Annotated in this window: 16 protein-coding genes; 10 read left to right on the forward strand and 6 right to left on the reverse strand. The window is 68.7% G+C overall.

The genetic code is table 11. The annotated features are described in order from the left end of the window. Positions 1 to 107 precede the first annotated feature (107 nt). Genes R9X41_RS20555 through R9X41_RS20565 form a run of 3 tightly spaced genes read right to left on the reverse strand, consistent with a single transcriptional unit; the run spans position 108 to position 2,871 of the window. Complete coding sequence (locus tag R9X41_RS20555) at positions 108 to 1,196, reverse strand: GGDEF domain-containing protein (RefSeq protein ID WP_318632298.1); 1,089 nt, start codon at positions 1,194 to 1,196, stop codon at positions 108 to 110. Then, complete coding sequence (locus R9X41_RS20560; RefSeq protein WP_318632299.1) at positions 1,193 to 2,011, reverse strand: pseudouridine synthase; 819 nt, start codon at positions 2,009 to 2,011, stop codon at positions 1,193 to 1,195. Before R9X41_RS20560 ends, R9X41_RS20555 begins: the two co-directional genes overlap by 4 nt. 50 nt (positions 2,012 to 2,061) lie before the next feature. Next, positions 2,062 to 2,871 (reverse strand): IclR family transcriptional regulator, encoded by an 810-nt coding sequence (locus tag R9X41_RS20565; RefSeq protein WP_318632300.1) that lies wholly within the window; start codon positions 2,869 to 2,871, stop codon positions 2,062 to 2,064. A gap of 217 nt (positions 2,872 to 3,088) precedes the next feature. On the opposite strand from R9X41_RS20565, the gene purB reads away from it, so the two are divergent. The 6 genes from purB (at position 3,089) to R9X41_RS20595 (ending at position 11,428) form a co-directional block, all read left to right on the forward strand. Then, positions 3,089 to 4,444: an adenylosuccinate lyase gene (purB, locus tag R9X41_RS20570; RefSeq protein ID WP_318632301.1), complete on the forward strand. Its 1,356-nt coding sequence runs from the start codon at positions 3,089 to 3,091 to the stop codon at positions 4,442 to 4,444. Between the two features lie 44 nt (positions 4,445 to 4,488). After that, entirely contained in the window at positions 4,489 to 5,469 is a 981-nt protein-coding gene (locus R9X41_RS20575) for a Bug family tripartite tricarboxylate transporter substrate binding protein (protein WP_318632302.1), read from the forward strand. A 29-nt stretch (positions 5,470 to 5,498) separates the two neighbouring features. Beyond that, positions 5,499 to 6,344, forward strand: a complete 846-nt coding sequence (locus tag R9X41_RS20580) for a sulfurtransferase (RefSeq protein WP_318632303.1) — start codon at positions 5,499 to 5,501, stop codon at positions 6,342 to 6,344. A 221-nt stretch (positions 6,345 to 6,565) separates the two neighbouring features. Continuing rightward, positions 6,566 to 7,546 carry a Bug family tripartite tricarboxylate transporter substrate binding protein gene (locus tag R9X41_RS20585; protein ID WP_318632304.1) on the forward strand — a complete coding sequence of 327 codons (981 nt, stop codon included), beginning with the start codon at positions 6,566 to 6,568 and terminating at the stop codon, positions 7,544 to 7,546. Positions 7,547 to 7,716: 170 nt separating this feature from the next. Continuing rightward, positions 7,717 to 10,026: a molybdopterin guanine dinucleotide-containing S/N-oxide reductase gene (locus tag R9X41_RS20590; protein ID WP_318632305.1), complete on the forward strand. Its 2,310-nt coding sequence runs from the start codon at positions 7,717 to 7,719 to the stop codon at positions 10,024 to 10,026. A gap of 115 nt (positions 10,027 to 10,141) precedes the next feature. Beyond that, positions 10,142 to 11,428: a putative Na+/H+ antiporter gene (locus tag R9X41_RS20595; protein WP_318632306.1), complete on the forward strand. Its 1,287-nt coding sequence runs from the start codon at positions 10,142 to 10,144 to the stop codon at positions 11,426 to 11,428. A 7-nt stretch (positions 11,429 to 11,435) separates the two neighbouring features. On the opposite strand, the gene R9X41_RS20600 is transcribed toward R9X41_RS20595, so the two are convergent. From R9X41_RS20600 to R9X41_RS20610, 3 genes are all read right to left on the reverse strand, one after another. Beyond that, positions 11,436 to 11,669 carry a DUF2789 domain-containing protein gene (locus tag R9X41_RS20600; protein ID WP_318632307.1) on the reverse strand — a complete coding sequence of 78 codons (234 nt, stop codon included), beginning with the start codon at positions 11,667 to 11,669 and terminating at the stop codon, positions 11,436 to 11,438. A 114-nt stretch (positions 11,670 to 11,783) separates the two neighbouring features. Continuing rightward, the gene (locus R9X41_RS20605; RefSeq protein WP_318632308.1) at positions 11,784 to 12,677 is read right to left on the reverse strand and encodes a hypothetical protein; all 894 of its coding nucleotides are present in this window, start codon (positions 12,675 to 12,677) and stop codon (positions 11,784 to 11,786) included. 193 nt (positions 12,678 to 12,870) lie between these two features. Continuing rightward, positions 12,871 to 13,230, reverse strand: coding sequence for a hypothetical protein (locus R9X41_RS20610; protein WP_318632309.1), 360 nt, complete (start codon positions 13,228 to 13,230; stop codon positions 12,871 to 12,873). Between the two features lie 125 nt (positions 13,231 to 13,355). Between R9X41_RS20610 and R9X41_RS20615 the strand changes: the two genes are divergently transcribed. From R9X41_RS20615 to R9X41_RS20630, 4 genes are all read left to right on the forward strand, one after another. Next, positions 13,356 to 14,381 (forward strand): LacI family DNA-binding transcriptional regulator, encoded by a 1,026-nt coding sequence (locus R9X41_RS20615; protein ID WP_318632310.1) that lies wholly within the window; start codon positions 13,356 to 13,358, stop codon positions 14,379 to 14,381. 132 nt (positions 14,382 to 14,513) lie between these two features. Beyond that, positions 14,514 to 15,308, forward strand: coding sequence for an NAD-dependent epimerase/dehydratase family protein (locus R9X41_RS20620; protein ID WP_318632311.1), 795 nt, complete (start codon positions 14,514 to 14,516; stop codon positions 15,306 to 15,308). Between the two features lie 4 nt (positions 15,309 to 15,312). Next, the gene (locus tag R9X41_RS20625) at positions 15,313 to 16,203 is read left to right on the forward strand and encodes an SMP-30/gluconolactonase/LRE family protein (RefSeq protein ID WP_318632312.1); all 891 of its coding nucleotides are present in this window, start codon (positions 15,313 to 15,315) and stop codon (positions 16,201 to 16,203) included. A gap of 60 nt (positions 16,204 to 16,263) precedes the next feature. Next, entirely contained in the window at positions 16,264 to 17,241 is a 978-nt protein-coding gene (locus R9X41_RS20630) for a TRAP transporter substrate-binding protein (protein WP_318632313.1), read from the forward strand. Positions 17,242 to 17,292: the final 51 nt, after the last annotated feature.

A 17,292-nucleotide genomic window follows, 5' to 3' on the forward strand; every position in this document is an offset into this window, starting at 1 on the left:
TTGATGGATGGTTCGGATGAGGGCTGCACCCCCTCCCGGGGCGCCGCACTGCGGCGATATGGGGCGCATTTTGGCCCCTTCAAGCCTCGGCCCCCAAGGCCTCGGCTTCAGGCGGCCATCAACACCCGGTCGCGGCCGCCCTGCTTGGCCTCGAGCATGGCGAGGTCGGCGCGGTTCAGCGCCTCGGCCACGGTCTCGTCGTCGCGCAGCCGCGCGATGCCGGCCGACACCGTCAAACGCCGATCGGGGCGCGGCACCTCGGCCAGCAGGGCCCGCAGTCGCCCGGAAACCGCCAGCGCCTGCTGCTCGTCGTGGTCGGGCAGCAGCACGCAGAACTCTTCACCGCCCAGTCGGCCGAACACGTCGTGGTGGCGCAGCATGCGCTGGAGCACGCCACCCACAGCGCGCAACACCTCGTCGCCGGCGGCATGGCCGTGGCGGTCGTTCAGGCGCTTGAAGTGGTCGATGTCCAGGTAGAGCAGCACCAGCGGCGCACCGCTGGCCTGCGCCCGCGCGGCAGCCTCTTCGGCCTGCTGCAGAAAATCGCGCCGGCTGCGGGCTCCGGTGAGCGGGTCGGTCACCGCCAGCTCGGCCAGCCGGCATTCCTGCTCGAAGGCGCGGCGCTGAAAATCCTGGATGCGCTGGTGGCTCACCAAGCCCACCGCCAGCCCGGGCAGGGCGTACAGCAGCGCGAACACCGTGTCGGCGCGGCTGGCCGCGTCGAACAGCATCAGCGGCACGAACAAGGCGTAGGAGACCAGCGCCCCGCCGATCCATTGCGCCAGGGTGATCCAGAAGAAGCTGGTCGACAGCATGACCACCAGCGCCGCCGGCAAAAAATTCATCAACGGGCGGTCGGTGCCCAGCACGCCCAGGTAAGCATTGAGGCTGACCGTGGCGATGGTCGCAAGGCACGCCATGCCGTACTGCCGTACCGTCGTGGCGCGGGTGACCGCGTAGCCGAACAGCGCGGTCAGCGGCAGCAGCAGCACCCGCAGCCAGACGTATTCGGGCGCCGGCAGCAGCAGCCGCGCCAGCAGCACGACGGCCGAACCGGCCACCGCCATCACGCCCATCTCGGAAGCGGTCAGCCGCAGGCGCGCGAGCGTGTGCAGGCGCAGTGCTTCGGTGGTGGCGGCTTTCTCGGCAGCCGCCCGGGAATGGATCTTCCGGCGCCGTTCGGCAGCGCGGTTCAAAACGTTTCGTTGAGCGCCAGGTAGCGCCACTGGCCGACGGGCAGGTTGCCCAGCACCACCCGACCGATGCGGATGCGCTTCAAGCCCACCACGTGCAGCCCGACCTGTTCGCACATGCGGCGGATCTGCCGCTTCTTGCCTTCGCGCAGCACGAAGCGCAGTTGCTCCGGGTTCTGCCAGTCGACCTGTGCGTGCTTGAGCGCCTGGCCGTCAAGCGACAGGCCGTGCCGCAGCCGCGCCAGCCCTTCGCGCGGAAACACCGACTGCACGTCGCGGTCTTCGTCGCCATAGGTCACCCGCACCAGGTATTCCTTCTCGATGCCGGAGTCCTCGCCGATGAGCTGGCGCGCCACGCGACCGTCCTGGGTGAGCACCAGCAAGCCGACCGAGTCGATGTCGAGCCGCCCTGCCGGCGCCAGACCGCGCAACTGCTGCGGCGAAAACTTGTGCGGAGACCGGTCCTCGCGCCAGCGCGCCTGCGGCTGCACCAGCACCACCGCCGGCTCATGGCCGTCCTCGGCCTGGCCGCTGACGAAGCCCATCGGCTTGTGCAGCAGGATGGTCACGCGCTGTTGTTGCGCGTCTTCGGCACGGCGGTCGACGGTTACCTTGTCGGCAGGCGCGACCTTCTGCCCCATCACCGCCGGCTGGCCGTTCACCCGCACCCAGCCGCGCTCGATCCAGTCGTCGGCCTCGCGGCGCGAGCAGATGCCTTGCTCGGCCATGCGTTTGTTCAGGCGTATCGGCTCGTCGCCGCCCGCGATCGGAGTGGCGGGCGCGGCGCGGCGAAAACGGGGAGGTTCGGGTGGAGACATGCTGCGGGCGATTTTAGAAGCCCGCGAAACAATCGCCGCCGGGACCGCACTCAGGCAGCCGCCGCCCGTGATCGCCACGCCGCCGGTGGCTCCGCGGCGAAGCCCTGCGCGGCCAGTTGCTGCCGTGCGGTGGCCACGCCCTTGAGCTGATCGACCACCGGGTGCCGCGACGCCAGCCCGATCACCACCAGCGCCCCCATGAAACTGCCGTCGCCCTCGAACACCGGCAAGGCGATGGACGCCATTTCCGGCACCCGCTCGCCCCGGGTGATGACATAACCCTGGTCCACGATCTGCGAGGCCAGCGGCGTGGCACCGCCGGTGAAATGCAGCAGCACGTGCGCCGAGGCGCCACCGGCGGCCAGCGGCAGCCGCGTGCCGGGCTCGACGTGGTGCCGCAACTCCTTCAAGGTGTTCTCGCGGTACAGGCAGACCCGCTCGTCGCCGCTACGCACATAGAAGGCGACCGTCTCGCCGGTCTGGCGCATCACCGCGTGCAGCACCGGCTGCAACCGCGTGGCGAGGTCGAAGCTGGCGCGGTAGAGCATGCCCATGTGCAGCGTGGCCGGCCCCAGCGAATACACGCCGCTCTCGAACCGATAGACCATGTTGGCGCGGATCAGCACACCCAGCAGGCGCAGCAACGTGGCTTTGTCGAGCCCGCTGATGGCGGCGAGCTCGCGCAGGGACAGCCGCAGCCGGTCCTCGCGGAAGCACTGCAGCACCGCGATGCCGCGCTCCAGCACACCGGCAGGCGGCACGTTCGAAGGCTCGGATGGCGCTACCACCCGGGCCAGGGCCGTCACGGCCTTCGCCTTCCTCGGGTTGCTCGCCTTGACAGGCTGGGGGGTGATCTTCATAGTTTCGTTGATTAAAACACATTTCATTCATTGAAATGGATCAAAACGGAGCCGAATAACGACATAGCCGAACGCTTTTTCACCCGCGCTAGCATCGACCCAGCTTGTCTGCAGGCGGTTTTCCGCGGGCCTCGCCGCCCCCTTGCGCGGAGGTTTTTTCCAGGTCTTTCATGGCCTGGCGACCTCCCCGCCACACACCAACGAACTCCTGAATCCCATGCCCGTTTCCGTATTCGACATGCAGTCGCTCCAGCATCTCTGGGGCACCGACGAACTCCGCGCCATCTTCGGCGAGGAGGCCCGCATCCAGAAATGGCTCGACTTCGAGGCCGCCCTGGCCGCCGCGCAGGCCGAGCTCGGCATCATCCCCAAGGCCGCTGCCGACGACATCGCCGCGCACAGTCAGGTCGGCGACATCGACATCACCGCCATGTCCGCCGAGATCCGCCGCATCAAGCATTCGCTGGTGCCCGTGCTCAAGCAGCTGCAGGCGCAATGCTCCAAGGAAAACGGCGAGTGGGTGCACTACGGCGCCACCACCCAGGACGTGGTCGATACCGGCGTGGCCCTGCAACTGAAGGACTTCCACGCCGTCGTGCTGCGCGACATGAAGGCCGTTGGAAAGGAACTCGCCCGCCTGGCGGTCGCCCACCGCGACACCATCATGGCCGGTCGCACCCACGGCGTGCAGGCGCTGCCGATCACCTTCGGCCACAAGTGCGCGCTGTGGCTCGACGAGCTCGGCCGCCACCACGAACGCCTGCTGCAGGCCGCGCCCCGCGTGCTGGTCGGCATGCTGGCCGGCGCCGTCGGCAGCCAGGCATCGCTCGGCCCGCAGGCCGCGAAGCTCGAACGCCTGATGCTCGACAAGCTCGGCCTGGGCACCCCGGCCATCAGCTGGGCGCCGGCACGCGACCGCTTCACCGAATACGCCAACCTGCTGGCCATGATCGGCTCCACGCTGTCGAAGATCGGCAACGAGCTCTTCAACATGCAGCGCAACGAATTCGGCGAAGTCGAGGAAGGCTTCTCCGACGGCAAGCTGGGCTCGTCCACCATGCCGCACAAGCGCAACCCGACCTCCGCCGAGAACCTCGCCGGCCTGTCGCGTCCGCTGCGCTACAACGCCGCGATGATGGTCGAGGGCATGGTGCAGGAAAGCGAGCGCGACGGCATCGCCTGGAAGATGGAATGGAAGGCCCTGCCCGAGTGCTGCATGATCGCCGGCGCCATGCTGTTCCAGGCCAAGAACCTGCTGGCCGGCCTCAAGGTCAATGCCGACGTCATGGCCGCTAACCTCGACAAGATGCGCGGCTACCTGCTGAGCGAACGCGTCATGCTGGAGCTCTCCGCGCGCCTGGGCAAGCAGACCGCCCACGAGTGGATCTACGAAGCCTCGATGCATGGCATCACCGCCAAGCTGACTTTCGCCGATGCCATGCGCCAGCACACCGGCCTGGGCAAGCTGCTCACCGACGACGAGATCCGCGACCTCACCGACCCCGCCGGCTACCTGGGCGAATGCGGCGCCTCGGTCGACCGCGTGGTCGCCCAGGCGACCTGGCTGGCCTGAGCGCCGACCGCGCCCCTCACGATAAAAAACAGGAGACCCGCGCCATGCCGATCAACCGTCGCTGCGCCGCCCTGGCGCTGGCCATCACCGCGCTGGCCGGCCCCCTGGGCACGGCTTTCGCCGCCGGCTATCCCGAGCAGCCGATCAAGCTGGTCGTGGGCTTTCCGCCCGGCGGCGGCGGCGACCTCTACGGCCGCCTGATCGCGCAGGCCCTGGGCAAGACGCTGGGCCAGTCGGTCGTGGTCGACAACCGGGCCGGCGCCGGCGGCAACATCGCCGCCGACCTCGTCGCCAAGGCGCGCCCCGACGGCTACACCATCCTGCTGGCGATGAGCGGCAACCTGGCCGTAGCGCCCGCCACCCGGCCGCAGGCCCTGCCCTACCAGGTGCCCGACGACTTCGCGCCGATCGGCCTGATCCTCGAAGCGCCGCACGGCCTCTTCGTGGCGCACAACTCGCGCTTTCGCAGCGCCCGCGAGGTGCTCGACGCCGCGAAAACGCAGCGCCTGACCTTCGCCTCCACCGGCACCGGCGCGGCCGCGCACATGGGCATGGAGATGGTCAAGCAGGCCGCCGGCATCGACATGCTGCACGTGCCCTACAAGGGCTCCGGCCCGGCCATCACCGACATGCTCGGCGGCCAGGTCGACACCTTCTTCGCCACCGCCTCGCCATTGGTTGGCCAGGTGCGCCAGGGCCAGTTGCGGCTGCTGGCGATCACCGGCGACAAGCGCAGCCCCGCGATCCCCGACGTGCCCACCTTCAAGGAACTGGGCGTGAACGTGCCGGTAACGCAGTGGTACGGCCTGGTCGCCCCGGCCGGCACGCCCGAGCCGGTGCTGCGTACGCTGCAGGAGCATCTCTCTCGCGCCCTGGCCACGGCCGAGGTGCGCGACGCGATCCGCAAGGACGCCGCCGTCGAGCACGACCTCACCGGCGAAGCCTTCCGCCGCTTCATCGTCGACGACATCGCGCGCTACCGGCGCGCGATCACGCCGGCGCTGCTGAAGGAAATCTCGCCCTGAACACCCCTCATCGCACCAACGGACCCGACATGACCTACCAGACCCTGATCTCCGTCGACGAACTCGCTACCGCCCTGAAGGCTCCGAAGCCGCCCGTCGTCTTCGACTGCAGCTTCGAGCTGACCAACCCGAACGCCGGCCAGCAGGCCTACGACGCCGGCCACCTGCCCGGCGCCCGCTACCTGCACCTCGACCATGTGCTGAGCGCCGAGAAGACCGGCCTGAACGGCCGCCATCCGCTGCCCACCGTGGCCGAATTCGTACGCCGCATCGCCGCGCTCGGCGTCGGCAACGACGATCAGGTCGTCGCCTACGACAACGCCGGCGGCATGTACGCGGCGCGCCTGTGGTGGATGCTGCGCTGGGCCGGCCACGCCGACGCGGCCGTGCTCGACGGCGGCGTCGCCGCCTGGAAAGCCGCCGGCCAGCCGCTGTCCACCGACACGCCGGCCGCGCTGCCTGCGGGCAATTTCAGCCAGCGCGCCTCGCTGGTGACCACCATGAACTACGCCGACATCGACGCCAACATCGACACGCAGCAGAAGCTGGTGCTCGATGCGCGCGCGCCGGACCGTTTTCGTGGCGAGAACGAAACCATGGACAAGATCGGCGGCCACATTCCGGGCGCAAAGAACCGGCTGTTCAAGGACAACCTGGGCGCCGACGGCAAGTTCAAGCCGGCCGCGCAGCTGCGCCAGGAATTCGATGCGATCACCGGCGGCAAGCCCGCGAGCGAGCTGGTCAACCAGTGCGGATCGGGCGTCACCGCCTGCCACAACCTGCTGGCGATGGAAGTCGCCGGTCTGAAGGGTGCGGCGCTGTATCCGGGTTCTTGGAGCGAGTACAGCGCCCAGCCAAAAGCAAGGATCGGCTGACCCCCAGGCTACGCACTTCGTGAAGGCTTTGGCTGACCCCCAGGCTACGCACCCTGTGTCTTCGCCTACCCCCTTGCAGGGGGCGGCGGGCTGGCTCGGCGGAGCCTCGCTGCCTCGCCTTTGAGGGGGTCGGCGCGCTTCGCGCGGCCTCCGGCGCGGTGGGGCGGCATCTGGTTCATTTGGTGTTTTTTATTAATCGATCGCCCTTGAGGGAGACGTCCATGTCCAAACGAGAATTCTTTGCCAAGGCCGGGCGCATCGTCGCGGCCGCTGCAGTGCTGGCCGGCGCTGCGGGCTTCGCGCACGCGGCCTATCCCGATCAACCGATCCGGCTGGTGATCGGCTTTCCGCCGGGCGGCGGTGGCGACCTGTATGGCCGCACCATCGCCAACGAACTGGCGCGGCAGCTCAACCATCCGGTCATCGTCGACAACAAGCCCGGCGCCGGCGGCAACATCGCCGCCGAGACGGTGGCGCGCGCCAAGCCCGACGGCTACACGCTCATCCTGGCGATGAGCGGCAACATGGCGAGCTCGCCGGCCATCAAGCCGGCTGCCATGCCCTACAAGGTGCCCGAGGACTTCGTGCCGATCAGCCTGCTGGTCGAGACGCCCTTCGGCCTGATGGTCAGCGGCACCTCGCCGATCAAGACCGCGAAAGATTTCGTCAAGGCAGCCAAGGGCGGCAAGCTGAGCTATGCCTCCACCGGTACCGGCGGCGCGGCGCAGATCGTGATGGAGATGGTGAAGCAGGACGCCGATCTCAACGTGCTGCACGTGCCCTACAAGGGCTCCGGTCCGGCCATCACCGACCTGATCGGCGGGCAGGTCGACAGCTTCTTCGCGCCCTATGGCCCGCTGATGGGGCAGATCAACGGCGGCAAGCTGCGGCTGCTGGCGGTGAGCAGCGGCAAGCGGGTCGAGGCGCTGCCGAACGTGCCCACGCTCAAGGAGTCCGGCATCGACGTGGTGATGACCCAGTGGTATGGCCTGGCGGCGCCGGCCGGCACGCCCCGGGACGTGATCGACACGCTGTCGCGTGCGGTGCAGGCATCGCTCAAGCAGCAGTCGGTGCTGCAGGTCTACCGGGCCGACGGCGCACACGAGGCTTCGCTGCAGGGCGATGCCTTCAAGGATTTCATCGTGAAGGACATCGCGAACTACAAGCGCGCGGTCGATCGCGGCGGCTTGAAGGCTGAATAGGGGGCTCTCCCCCAAGGCTACGCACTTCGTGTCTTCGCCCACCCCCTCACCGGGGGCGGCTGGCTGGCTCGGCGTAGCCTCGCCGCCTCGCCTCGCGGGCAGTCGGCGGCGCATCGCGGCGGCCTCCTTTTGAGGTGGCCATGCTTTTTAACGATCTGAACTGACCTGCCATGTCCGAACCCGCTGCTACCGTTCTGCATCCCCACAGCGCCCACTGGGGCGTTTTTTCCGCCGGCTGGGCGGACGGCAAGCTGCAGGTGCGGCCGCATCCGGACGATCCGGATCCCAATCCGCTGATCGACAACTTTCCCTCGGCCATCCACCACCCGGTGCGGGTCACCACGCCGATGGTGCGCCGGGGCTGGCTGGAGCGCGGGCCGGGGCCGGATGCTGCGCGCGGGTCCGACGACTACGTGGCCATGCCGTGGGGCGAGGTGCTCGATCTGCTGGCCGCCGAGCTGACGCGGGTGAAGGACGCGCACGGGGCGCAGGCGGTATTCGGCGGCTCCTACGGCTGGTCGAGCGCGGGGCGGTTTCACCATGCGCAGAGCCAGGTGCATCGCTTTCTCAACACCGCGCTCGGCGGCTACGTGCGCTCGGTCAACAGCTACAGCGCGGGCGCGTCCGGGCCGATCCTGCCGCACTTCATCGGCAGCATGGAAGAGGTGGCGCGGCGCAACGTGACCTGGGAACAGATCGTGGCGCACAGCGAGATAGTGCTGTCCTTCGGCGGCATGGCGCTCAAGAACTCGCGCGTGGCCTCGGGCGGCATCAGCCGGCACGTGGAGCGCGACTCCATGGCCGCGGCGGCCGCACGCGGCTGCCGTTTCGTGTCGATCAGCCCGCTGCGCAGCGACCTCCCCGACGAAGCCCGCTTCGAGTGGCTGGCGCCGGTGCCGGGCACCGACACCGCGATGATGCTCGGCCTGGTCCACACGCTGGTTGCGGAGAACCTGCACGACCGCGACTTCATCGCCCGCTACACCGACGGCTGGGCCACCTTCGAGGACTACCTCATGGGCCGCACCGACGGCGTGCCCAAGACCTGCGCCTGGGCCTCGGCCATCTGCGGCCTGCCCGAGCAGACCCTGCTCGACCTGGCACGCTCGCTGCCGGGCAAGCGGGTACTGGTGACGGTGTCGCATTCGCTGCAGCGCTCCGAACACGGCGAGCAACCGGTGTGGATGGGCTGCGTGCTGGCGGCCGCCCTCGGCCAGATCGGCCTGCCCGGCGGCGGCTACAACTACGCGCTGGGCACGCTCGCCCACTACGGCAAGCGGGCCAACGCGGTGCCGGCCGCCGCGTTGCCGCAGGGCACCAACGGCGTGAAGGAATTCATTCCGGTGGCGCGCATCAGCGACATGCTGCTCAACCCCGGCCAGCCCTTCGACTACAACGGCGTGCGCCGCGCCTATCCGCACATCCGACTGGCCTACTGGGCCGGCGGCAACCCGTTCCACCATCACCAGGACCTGCACCGCCTGGCCGACGCTTTCCGCACGCTCGACACCTTCGTCGTGCACGAGATCGCCTGGACCGCCACCGCGCGCCACGCCGACATCGTGCTGCCCTGCACCATGAGCCTGGAGCGCGAGGACATCGGCGCCACGCCCACCGATCCGATGATGGTCGCCATGCACCGCATCGCCGAGCCGCACGGCCTGGCACGCGACGACTACGACATCTTCTGCGACCTCTCCCGCCGACTGGGCAGCCTCGACGCCTTCAGCGAAGGCCGCGACGCCCGCCAGTGGCTGCAGCATCTCTACGGCCGCACCCGCGACGCGCTCGCGGCGATGGGCCTGGACGCACCCGACTTCGACACCTTCTGGCAGCGCGGCGAACTCATGCTGCCGCAGAAACCCGACGACGGCGGCATCCTGCGCGCGCTGCGCGACGACCCGGTGGACAACCCGCTGCCCACGCCCAGCGGCAAGATCCAGATCAGCTCTTCCGTGGTCGCCGGCTTCGGCTATGCCGACTGCCCCGGCCATCCGGCGTGGATCGCGCCGCAGTACGCGCCCGACGCCACCTATCCGCTCTGGCTGGTGGCCAACCAACCGCACACCAAGCTGCACAGCCAGCTCGACTACGGCGATCACAGCCTGGCCAGCAAGCGGCGCGGGCGCGAGGTCTGCACGCTGCATCCGGCCACGGCGGCGGCGCGCGGCATCGCAGAAGGCGACATCGTGCGCATCTTCAACGAGCTCGGCGCCTGCCTGGCCAGCGCCACGCTGTCCGACGGCGTGCGCCAGGACACCATGCAGCTGCCGACCGGCGCCTGGTACGACCCGGCCATCGACGACCAGGGCCGGCCGATCTGCGCCCACGGCAACCCCAACGTGCTGACCCGCGACATCGGCACCTCGTCGCTGGCGCAAGGCTGCTGCGGCCAGCTCACCACCGTGCAGGTGGAACGCTACGACGGCGAGCTGCCGCCGATCCGGGCATTCGATCCGCCAGCCGCTCAGCCTGTCTGACGAGGCCCGCAGAAGGCACGACCCGCTAAGATCGTCGGCTGGGTGTCGTCCGGACAGGTTCCGGGCGGCAGGTTTCAGCGCTGGTCGGGCCGCCACGCGGCTTCACCACGCCACCATGACCGACACCAAGCACCTGATCGAAATCGTCGCCGCCGTCATCTTCGCGGTCGCACTGCTCCACACCTTCGCGGCCAGCCAGTTCGAGCGGCTGGCGCACCGCTTTCCCGCCCATTCCGGCCTGTTTCACCTTCTCGGCGAGGTCGAGGTCGTGTTCGGCTTCTGGGCCATGGTGCTGGTGCTGGCCATGGCCGGCATCGCCGGCTCTTCGGCTGCGCTCGACTACGCCGAATCACGCCATTACACCGAGCCTTTGTTCGTCTTCGTGGTGATGGTGATCGCCGCGTCGCGGCCGATTCTTCAGGCGGTGCTGGGCGGCATAGCTGCCGTGGCGCACCGGTTGCCGGTTCGCACCGCCCTGGCCAGCGCCTGGCTGGGGCTGGCCGCCGTGCCGCTGCTCGGCTCCCTCGTCACCGAGCCGGCGGCCATGACCATCGCCGCGCTCATGCTCGCGCCGCAGGTGTTCCGGCCCGAGGTGCCCGAACGGGTGAAGTACCTGGCGCTGGGCGTGCTGTTCGTCAACGTATCGATCGGCGGCACACTGACCTCCTTTGCCGCGCCGCCGGTGCTGATGGTGGCCGCCGCCTGGTCCTGGGACTCGGCCTTCATGCTGGCGCACTTCGGCTGGAAGGCGGCGACAGCAGTGCTGATCAACGCCACGATTGCCGCCTGGTTCCTGCGTCCGCACCTGCTGAACGCCCCGGCCTCCACCTCCAGCGCCGAAACCGCCGGCACGCCCGAAACAGCCAGCCGCATTCCAGCCCAGGTCACGGTGGTGCACTTCGGCTTCCTCGCCGCGGTGGTGATGCTCGCCCATCATCCCGTGGCCTTTCTCGCCGTGTTCCTGATGTTTCTCGGCTTCACGCAGGCATACGACCGCCACCAGAGCCCGCCCATCATCAAGGAGGCCCTGCTGGTCGGTTTTTTCCTGGCCGGCCTGGTGGTGCTGGGCGGATTGCAGCAGTGGTGGCTGCAGCCGGTGGTGTCGGGCATGTCGGCGCGGGCGCTGTATTTCGGCGCGACGGCGCTCACCGCCATCACCGACAACGCGGCGCTGACCTATCTGGGATCACTGATCGCAGGCATCTCCGACGAAGCCAAATACAGCCTGGTGGCCGGCGCGGTGAGCGGCGGCGGCTTGACCGTGATCGCCAACGCGCCCAACCCTGCCGGCGTGTCGTTGCTCAAGCGGGGCTTTGCAGACGGATCGGTGGGCGCCGGGGGCCTGCTGCTCGGCGCGGCCGTACCGACACTGGTCGCCATGGCCGCGTTCGAGTTGCTCTAAGGCGGGCTCAGCCCTTCAGCGCCACGTTCAACTGGTCGACCTGCATCGCCCAGTCGGCATCGGCGCCGACGGCCTCGCGCAAAAAGCGCCGCTGGTTTTCCGTCCAGAACGGCGCCTCGGGCATGGTCACACCCTCGGGCAGGGGCGTGTTCGCGTCGATGAAAGCCTCGATCGACGCTTCGTCGGAAGGCAGGCCGAGCTGTTCGAAGAGTTCGTAGAACTGGTGGGTGGTGGGTTCCATGGCAATTCGAATGGGTTGGCGGAAAACCTGGAGCTTCGCCTCACCGACCCCTGGCCGGCTGCCCGATCAGAGGATGTCCGCATGTAGGAGCCGCCCGCCCCCGGTCTGCCGGTGTCAGCGCTGGTGATGCCCCAGGTCGTTGACCAGCCCGAGCTTGTGGCGCATCGAGCGCTGAAAGCGCAACAGCCGCGCCATCGGTTTCTGCCGTTTGACGAACAGCCCTTCCGGCATCGGCCGGTACACCTCGCCGATGAGGTTCACCAGCCGCCGGCTGTGCGGTGTCACCGAGCGGTTCGAGATGGCGTGCAGCGCGTATTCCGAATTGACGAACGCGACCAGGGTGTTGGGCTGGTAGGCAATGGTGGCGACGAATTCGGCCGCCGACTCGTCGGCCTCGTTGCCGATGAAGCGGGGCCAGCGACCGGGCTTCCAGCGCCAGATCTCCAGATCGCCACCGGTGGAGTCGTCTTCCGGCCGGCGAAAGTACAGCAGCATCGCGAACAGCTCCTGCGGCGCGTCGGCATGCACTCCGCGCACACTGCTGAACCGCTGCACCGAGGTGTTGATCGCGATCTGGCAGTCCAGCGAGATCGCACCGGTGTCGCTGGCCGCATCGAAGCGCACGCCGGTGGCGAGCCCTTCCAGCGGGCCGCCCAGGCGTTTTTCCAGGGCGGGATAGCTTTGCCGGATGCTGTCGCCGAACACCCGCATCACGTCGGCATAGAACGCGGGCGAGGTGTGAAAGCGCACGAACTCCTCCCACACGTCGGCGACCGTGCCGCGCCCGATGGCCTGGTGGGCGCTGACGTTGTTGCGCTGGTTCTGCCGCACCCGGCCGCCCCGCCTCGCGGCGTTGAGGTCGAGGATGCTGTCGTCGCTCGGATAGGCCGCCGCCAGCTCGGCATACAGCGCGGGCGGCAGGCAGTTCTCGACGACGAGGTAGGGAAAGGGATCGGTGCGGAGGTCTTGTCTGCTGGTGTTCGTCAGAACACTCTGAATGGTGGCCATGGGTCGAAATCGCTCGGCACCGGCGCACTCGCGCGCAGGACGAGGTCGCCGGATGCATCGGTGAACCGACGACGCCACACCGTCGCGCGGCGGCCGACGCCGCTGTCCGCTGCCGGCGGGCGGAAGCGAAGACGTGTCGGTGCCCAGTGGTGAGGCGCCATCGACCTGCGCGCTGGAGGCGCGCAAAGATCACTCAGGCGATCGATGGCGGGCGCTGGATGCCTTCGAGGTAGGGAGGTGCCCGCATGCGTTCGGCCGGGGCGGCGACATAGGCCGCCCAGAGCACGCAGGCCGGCGGCACGGCCAGTGCGTCGGTGAGCAGGCCGGCGTCGAGGGCGGCGCCCATGTGCACCTGTGTCGGCTGGTCGTCGAGCACGTGGTCGTCCATGGAGCCGTTGCCGTCGCCGCGACCCAGCCGGGTCTCGTCTTCACGGGTGCTGGCGATGGTCTGCTCGTCCGCGTGCAGCGACTCGGTGAATCGCTGGTCGGTGCCGACCAGGGCGGTCCAGAGCACCAGCACGATCAGCAGGACGAGGGAAAGACGGGTCGACATCGGGTTATGCAAAGCGGGTGTCGATGTTAGGCGAAGGCGTGTGCCGAGTTGTCACCGAAGGTCTTGAAACCCGATGGCGCCACGGGTGATAAAACGCGAGGGATGACCATCCGCTCGATCCGCCCATGACCGCACCCCGCAAACGCGCCGCCACCCTCCGCGACGTGGCCGAGGCGGCGGGCGTGTCCACTGCCACCGTCTCCAAGTTCGTCAACGGCAACCAGCGTTTCACCGCCGAGGTCGAGGCCCGCATCGCGCAGGCGGTGGAGCGGCTCGGCTACTCGCTCAACCCGATGGCGCGCGGCATGATCACCGGCCAGACCGGCAACGTCGGCATCATCATCCTGGACATCCGCAACCCGCACTTCACCAGCCTGGTCAAGGGCGCCTCGCGGGTGGCGGCCGGCGCCGGCCTCAACCTGATCATCGCGGACGCGGCCGAAAGCACCTCGCCCGAACTCGGCCTGCTGCAGTCGCTGATGCGGCGGGTCGACGGCCTGGTCGTCAGCGCGCGGTTGCCGGCGCCGGTGATCGACGCGCTGCAGACCAGCGGCATCCCGGTGGTGTTCTACGGCCGCCCGGCCGCCCTGCCGAGCGGCCAGTGCGTGGGCTGCGACAACCACACCGCCGGCCTGATGCTCGGCCGCCACCTGCGCGAGTTGGGCCACCGCCGCCTCTGCTACCTGGGTTTTTCCGGCGCGCGCTGGAGCGAGGAACGCGCACAGGGCCTGGCCAAGGCCTTCGAAGGCGTGGCCGATGCCCGGCTGCGCATCGTCGACGCCGCCGCGCCGTCGACCGAGGAAGGCGAGCGCCTGGCCTCCACCGTGCTGCTGTCGGAGGAAATGGACGACGCCGTCGTCGCCTACAACGATCTGCTGGCGCTCGGCCTGCTGCTCGAGGCGCGCTCGCTCGGCATCCGGGTGCCGGAGCAGCTCTCGATCGCCGGCTTCGACAACATCGCCTATGGCCGGCTGTCGAACCCGGCGCTGACCAGCGTCGACATGATGGGCGAGGCCACCGGCGAGCTGGCCATGCGCAAGCTGGTCGGCGTTATCCAGGGCACGCCCACGAGCACCGAAGACCACACGCTGCCGAGCCGCATCGTGGTGCGCGAATCCACGGCTGCGCGGCCAGGCCGGGTAAACGATTAGCTCCGGGTGATTGACGACGGCTTCGCTCTGCAGGAGCATTCGCGTCATCGCCTTCGGGCGTTTTGTCTCCAACGAAGTTAAACGTTTACCTTGAACTCGACCGCCACACCACTTGATGCTTCGGCGCCCCGTTTGCAACGCCTGCTGCTGACCGGCGCGGCCGGCGGCCTCGGCCGCGTTTTGCGCGAACGGCTGGTGCCGATGGCGGCCACGCTGCGGGTATCGGACATCGCGCCCCTCGGCGCGCCGCGCGGTCCGCACGAAGAAGTCATGCCCTGCGACCTGGCCGACAAGGCGGCCGTGCATCGGCTGGTCGAGGGCTGCGACGCCATCGTGCACCTGGGGGGCGTTTCGGTGGAGCGGCCTTTCGAGGAGATCCTCGAAGCCAACATCAAGGGCCTGTTCAACGTCTACGAGGCCGCGCGCCGGCACGGCGTGCGGCGGGTGGTGTTCGCCAGCTCCAACCACGTCATCGGCTTCTACCGCCAGACCGAGCGGCTCGACGCCTCGGCCCTGCGCCGGCCGGACGGCTACTACGGCCTGTCCAAGTCTTTCGGCGAGGACATGGCGCAGTTCTATTTCGACCGGCACGGCATCGAGACAGTGAGCATCCGCATCGGCTCCTCGTTTCCCGAGCCCGCCAACCGCCGAATGATGAGCACCTGGCTCAGCTACGACGACCTGACCCGGCTGATCGACCGCGCGCTGTACACGCGGAACGTCGGCCATCTGGTGGTGTACGGCGCATCCGCCAACCGCGACGTCTGGTGGGACAACCACGCTGCGGCCAGGCTCGGCTGGACGCCGCAGGACAGCTCGGAAATCTTCCGCGACAAGGTCGAGGCCCAGCCCCCGGTGGCGTCGACCGACCCGAACGCCCTCTACCAAGGCGGCGGCTTCACCGCCCAGGGACCGTTTGGAGACTGACATCGTGGGCAGCACCGCCGAACTCATCGTGGACGCACGCAACGGCACCGGCGAAAGCCCGGTCTGGCGCGCCGACGAGCAGGCGTTGTACTGGGTCGACATCCCCGGCCGCGCACTGCACCGCTGGTCACCCGCCGACGGCCACCGCACCTGGCGCACCGACCAGATGCCCGCCTGCGTCGCCGCCACCGCCACACCGGGCCGCTGGATCGCCGGCATGGAAACCGGCGTTTTCGAACTGATGCTGGGCGAGCACGCGCCAGCCATCGCGCGCCCCCTGGCCCGCGTCAACCATGCGCGCCCCGACATGCGCTTCAACGATGGCCGCTGCGACCGCCAGGGCCGTTTCTGGGCCGGCACCATGTGCTTGGACATGGCCGCCGCCGTGCCCGCCGGCGCCTGCTACCGCTTCGATGGCGACGACACCGCCCTGCCCTCCCGCCTCGCCGGCTTCATCGTGCCCAACGGCCTGGCCTTCAGCCCGGACGGCCGCACCATGTACCTGTCGGACTCGCATCCGCAGGTGCAGTCGGTCTGGGCCTTCGACTACGACACGGCCAGTGGCACGCCGTCCGGCCGCCGGCTCTTCGTCGACATGCGCGACCTGCCCGGCCGACCCGACGGTGCGGCGATCGACGTGGACGGCTGCTACTGGATCTGCGGCAACGACGCCGGCCTGGTGCACCGCTTCACGCCCGACGGCCGGCTCGACCGCTCGCTCGCCGTGCCGGTGAAGAAGCCCGCCATGTGCGCCTTCGGCGGCGCCGGTCTGGACACCCTTTTCGTCACCTCGATCCGCCCCGACGGCGACCTGTCCGACCAGCCCCTGGCCGGCGGCGTGTTCGCGCTGCGCCCCGGCGTGCAGGGCTTGCCGGAGCCGGTCTTCAACGGCTGATTCCGGCTGCCGTCACCGCCCGCACACCTTTTTCCAAGCACAAGCAAAGAGACAAAGAACATGAAGCTGCGTACCACCCTCCTGGCACTGACCACACTGGCCGCCGCGCTGGCCGCACCGCTGGTCGCGTCGGCCACCGAATTCCGCTCGGCCGACATCCATCCCGACAACTACCCGACCGTCGAGGCGGTCAAGTTCATGGGTGAGCGGCTCAAGGCAATTTCCGGCGGCAAGCACACGGTGCGGGTCTACAACAACAGCGCGCTCGGCGGCGAGAAGGACACCATCGAGCAGGCCAAGATCGGCGCGCTGCAGATGGTGCGGGTGAACGTGGGCGCGATGAACAACATCTGCCCCGAAACACTCGTGCCGACCATGCCCTTCCTGTTCCGCTCGGTCGACCATCTGCACAAGGTGCTCGACGGTCCGGTCGGCGAGGAGATTCTGAAGGCCTGCGAGAAGCAGGGCTTCGTCGGCCTGGCCTTCTACGACAGCGGCTCGCGCTCGGTGTTCACCGCCCGCAAGCCGGTGCGAAGCCTCGCCGACATGAAGGGCCTGAAGGTGCGGGTGCAGCAGTCGGACCTGTGGGTGAGCACCATGGAGGCCATGGGCGCCAACGCCACGCCCATGCCGCAGGGCGAGGTCTACACCGGCCTCAAGACCAACCTGATCGACGCCGCCGAGAACAACTACCCCACCTACGAAAGCTCGCGCGCCTTCGAGGTCGCCAAGTTCTACAGCCGCACCGAGCATTCGATGGCGCCGGAGATCCTGCTGTTTTCCAAGCGCGCCTGGGACCGCCTCTCGGCCGAGGAGCAGACCCAGATCCGCCAGGCCGCGAAAGAGTCGGTGCCCTACATGCGCAAGCTCTGGGCCGAGCGCGAAACCAAGTCCTACGACATCGCCAAGGCCGGCGGCGCGGAGTTCATCGACGTCGACAAGAAGCCCTTCCAGGCCGCGATGAAGCCGGTGTATGACAAGTTCATCACCGATGCCAAGCTCAAGGACCTGGTCAAGCGCGCGCAAGACACGCAATGAGCGCGACTCGCGGCGCCGTCCGTCAACGACATCCCATCGGAGCCTGACAAC

The sequence above is a fragment of the Xylophilus sp. GOD-11R genome (assembly GCF_033546935.1).
GTDB lineage: Bacteria > Pseudomonadota > Gammaproteobacteria > Burkholderiales > Burkholderiaceae_C > Xylophilus.

What these genes read in the sequence shown, in the direction of transcription:
- R9X41_RS20560 (WP_318632299.1), bottom strand. Translation starts at nt 2,011, where the DNA reads ATGTCTCCACCCGAACCTCCCCGTTTTCGCCGCGCCGCGCCCGCCACT.
- purB (WP_318632301.1), top strand. Translation starts at nt 3,089, where the DNA reads ATGCCCGTTTCCGTATTCGACATGCAGTCGCTCCAGCATCTCTGGGGC.
- R9X41_RS20565 (WP_318632300.1), bottom strand. Translation starts at nt 2,871, where the DNA reads ATGAAGATCACCCCCCAGCCTGTCAAGGCGAGCAACCCGAGGAAGGCG.
- R9X41_RS20630 (WP_318632313.1), top strand. Translation starts at nt 16,264, where the DNA reads ATGAAGCTGCGTACCACCCTCCTGGCACTGACCACACTGGCCGCCGCG.
- R9X41_RS20595 (WP_318632306.1), top strand. Translation starts at nt 10,142, where the DNA reads ATGACCGACACCAAGCACCTGATCGAAATCGTCGCCGCCGTCATCTTC.
- R9X41_RS20580 (WP_318632303.1), top strand. Translation starts at nt 5,499, where the DNA reads ATGACCTACCAGACCCTGATCTCCGTCGACGAACTCGCTACCGCCCTG.
- R9X41_RS20615 (WP_318632310.1), top strand. Translation starts at nt 13,356, where the DNA reads ATGACCGCACCCCGCAAACGCGCCGCCACCCTCCGCGACGTGGCCGAG.
- R9X41_RS20610 (WP_318632309.1), bottom strand. Translation starts at nt 13,230, where the DNA reads ATGTCGACCCGTCTTTCCCTCGTCCTGCTGATCGTGCTGGTGCTCTGG.
- R9X41_RS20590 (WP_318632305.1), top strand. Translation starts at nt 7,717, where the DNA reads ATGTCCGAACCCGCTGCTACCGTTCTGCATCCCCACAGCGCCCACTGG.
- R9X41_RS20605 (WP_318632308.1), bottom strand. Translation starts at nt 12,677, where the DNA reads ATGGCCACCATTCAGAGTGTTCTGACGAACACCAGCAGACAAGACCTC.
- R9X41_RS20575 (WP_318632302.1), top strand. Translation starts at nt 4,489, where the DNA reads ATGCCGATCAACCGTCGCTGCGCCGCCCTGGCGCTGGCCATCACCGCG.
- R9X41_RS20600 (WP_318632307.1), bottom strand. Translation starts at nt 11,669, where the DNA reads ATGGAACCCACCACCCACCAGTTCTACGAACTCTTCGAACAGCTCGGC.
- R9X41_RS20585 (WP_318632304.1), top strand. Translation starts at nt 6,566, where the DNA reads ATGTCCAAACGAGAATTCTTTGCCAAGGCCGGGCGCATCGTCGCGGCC.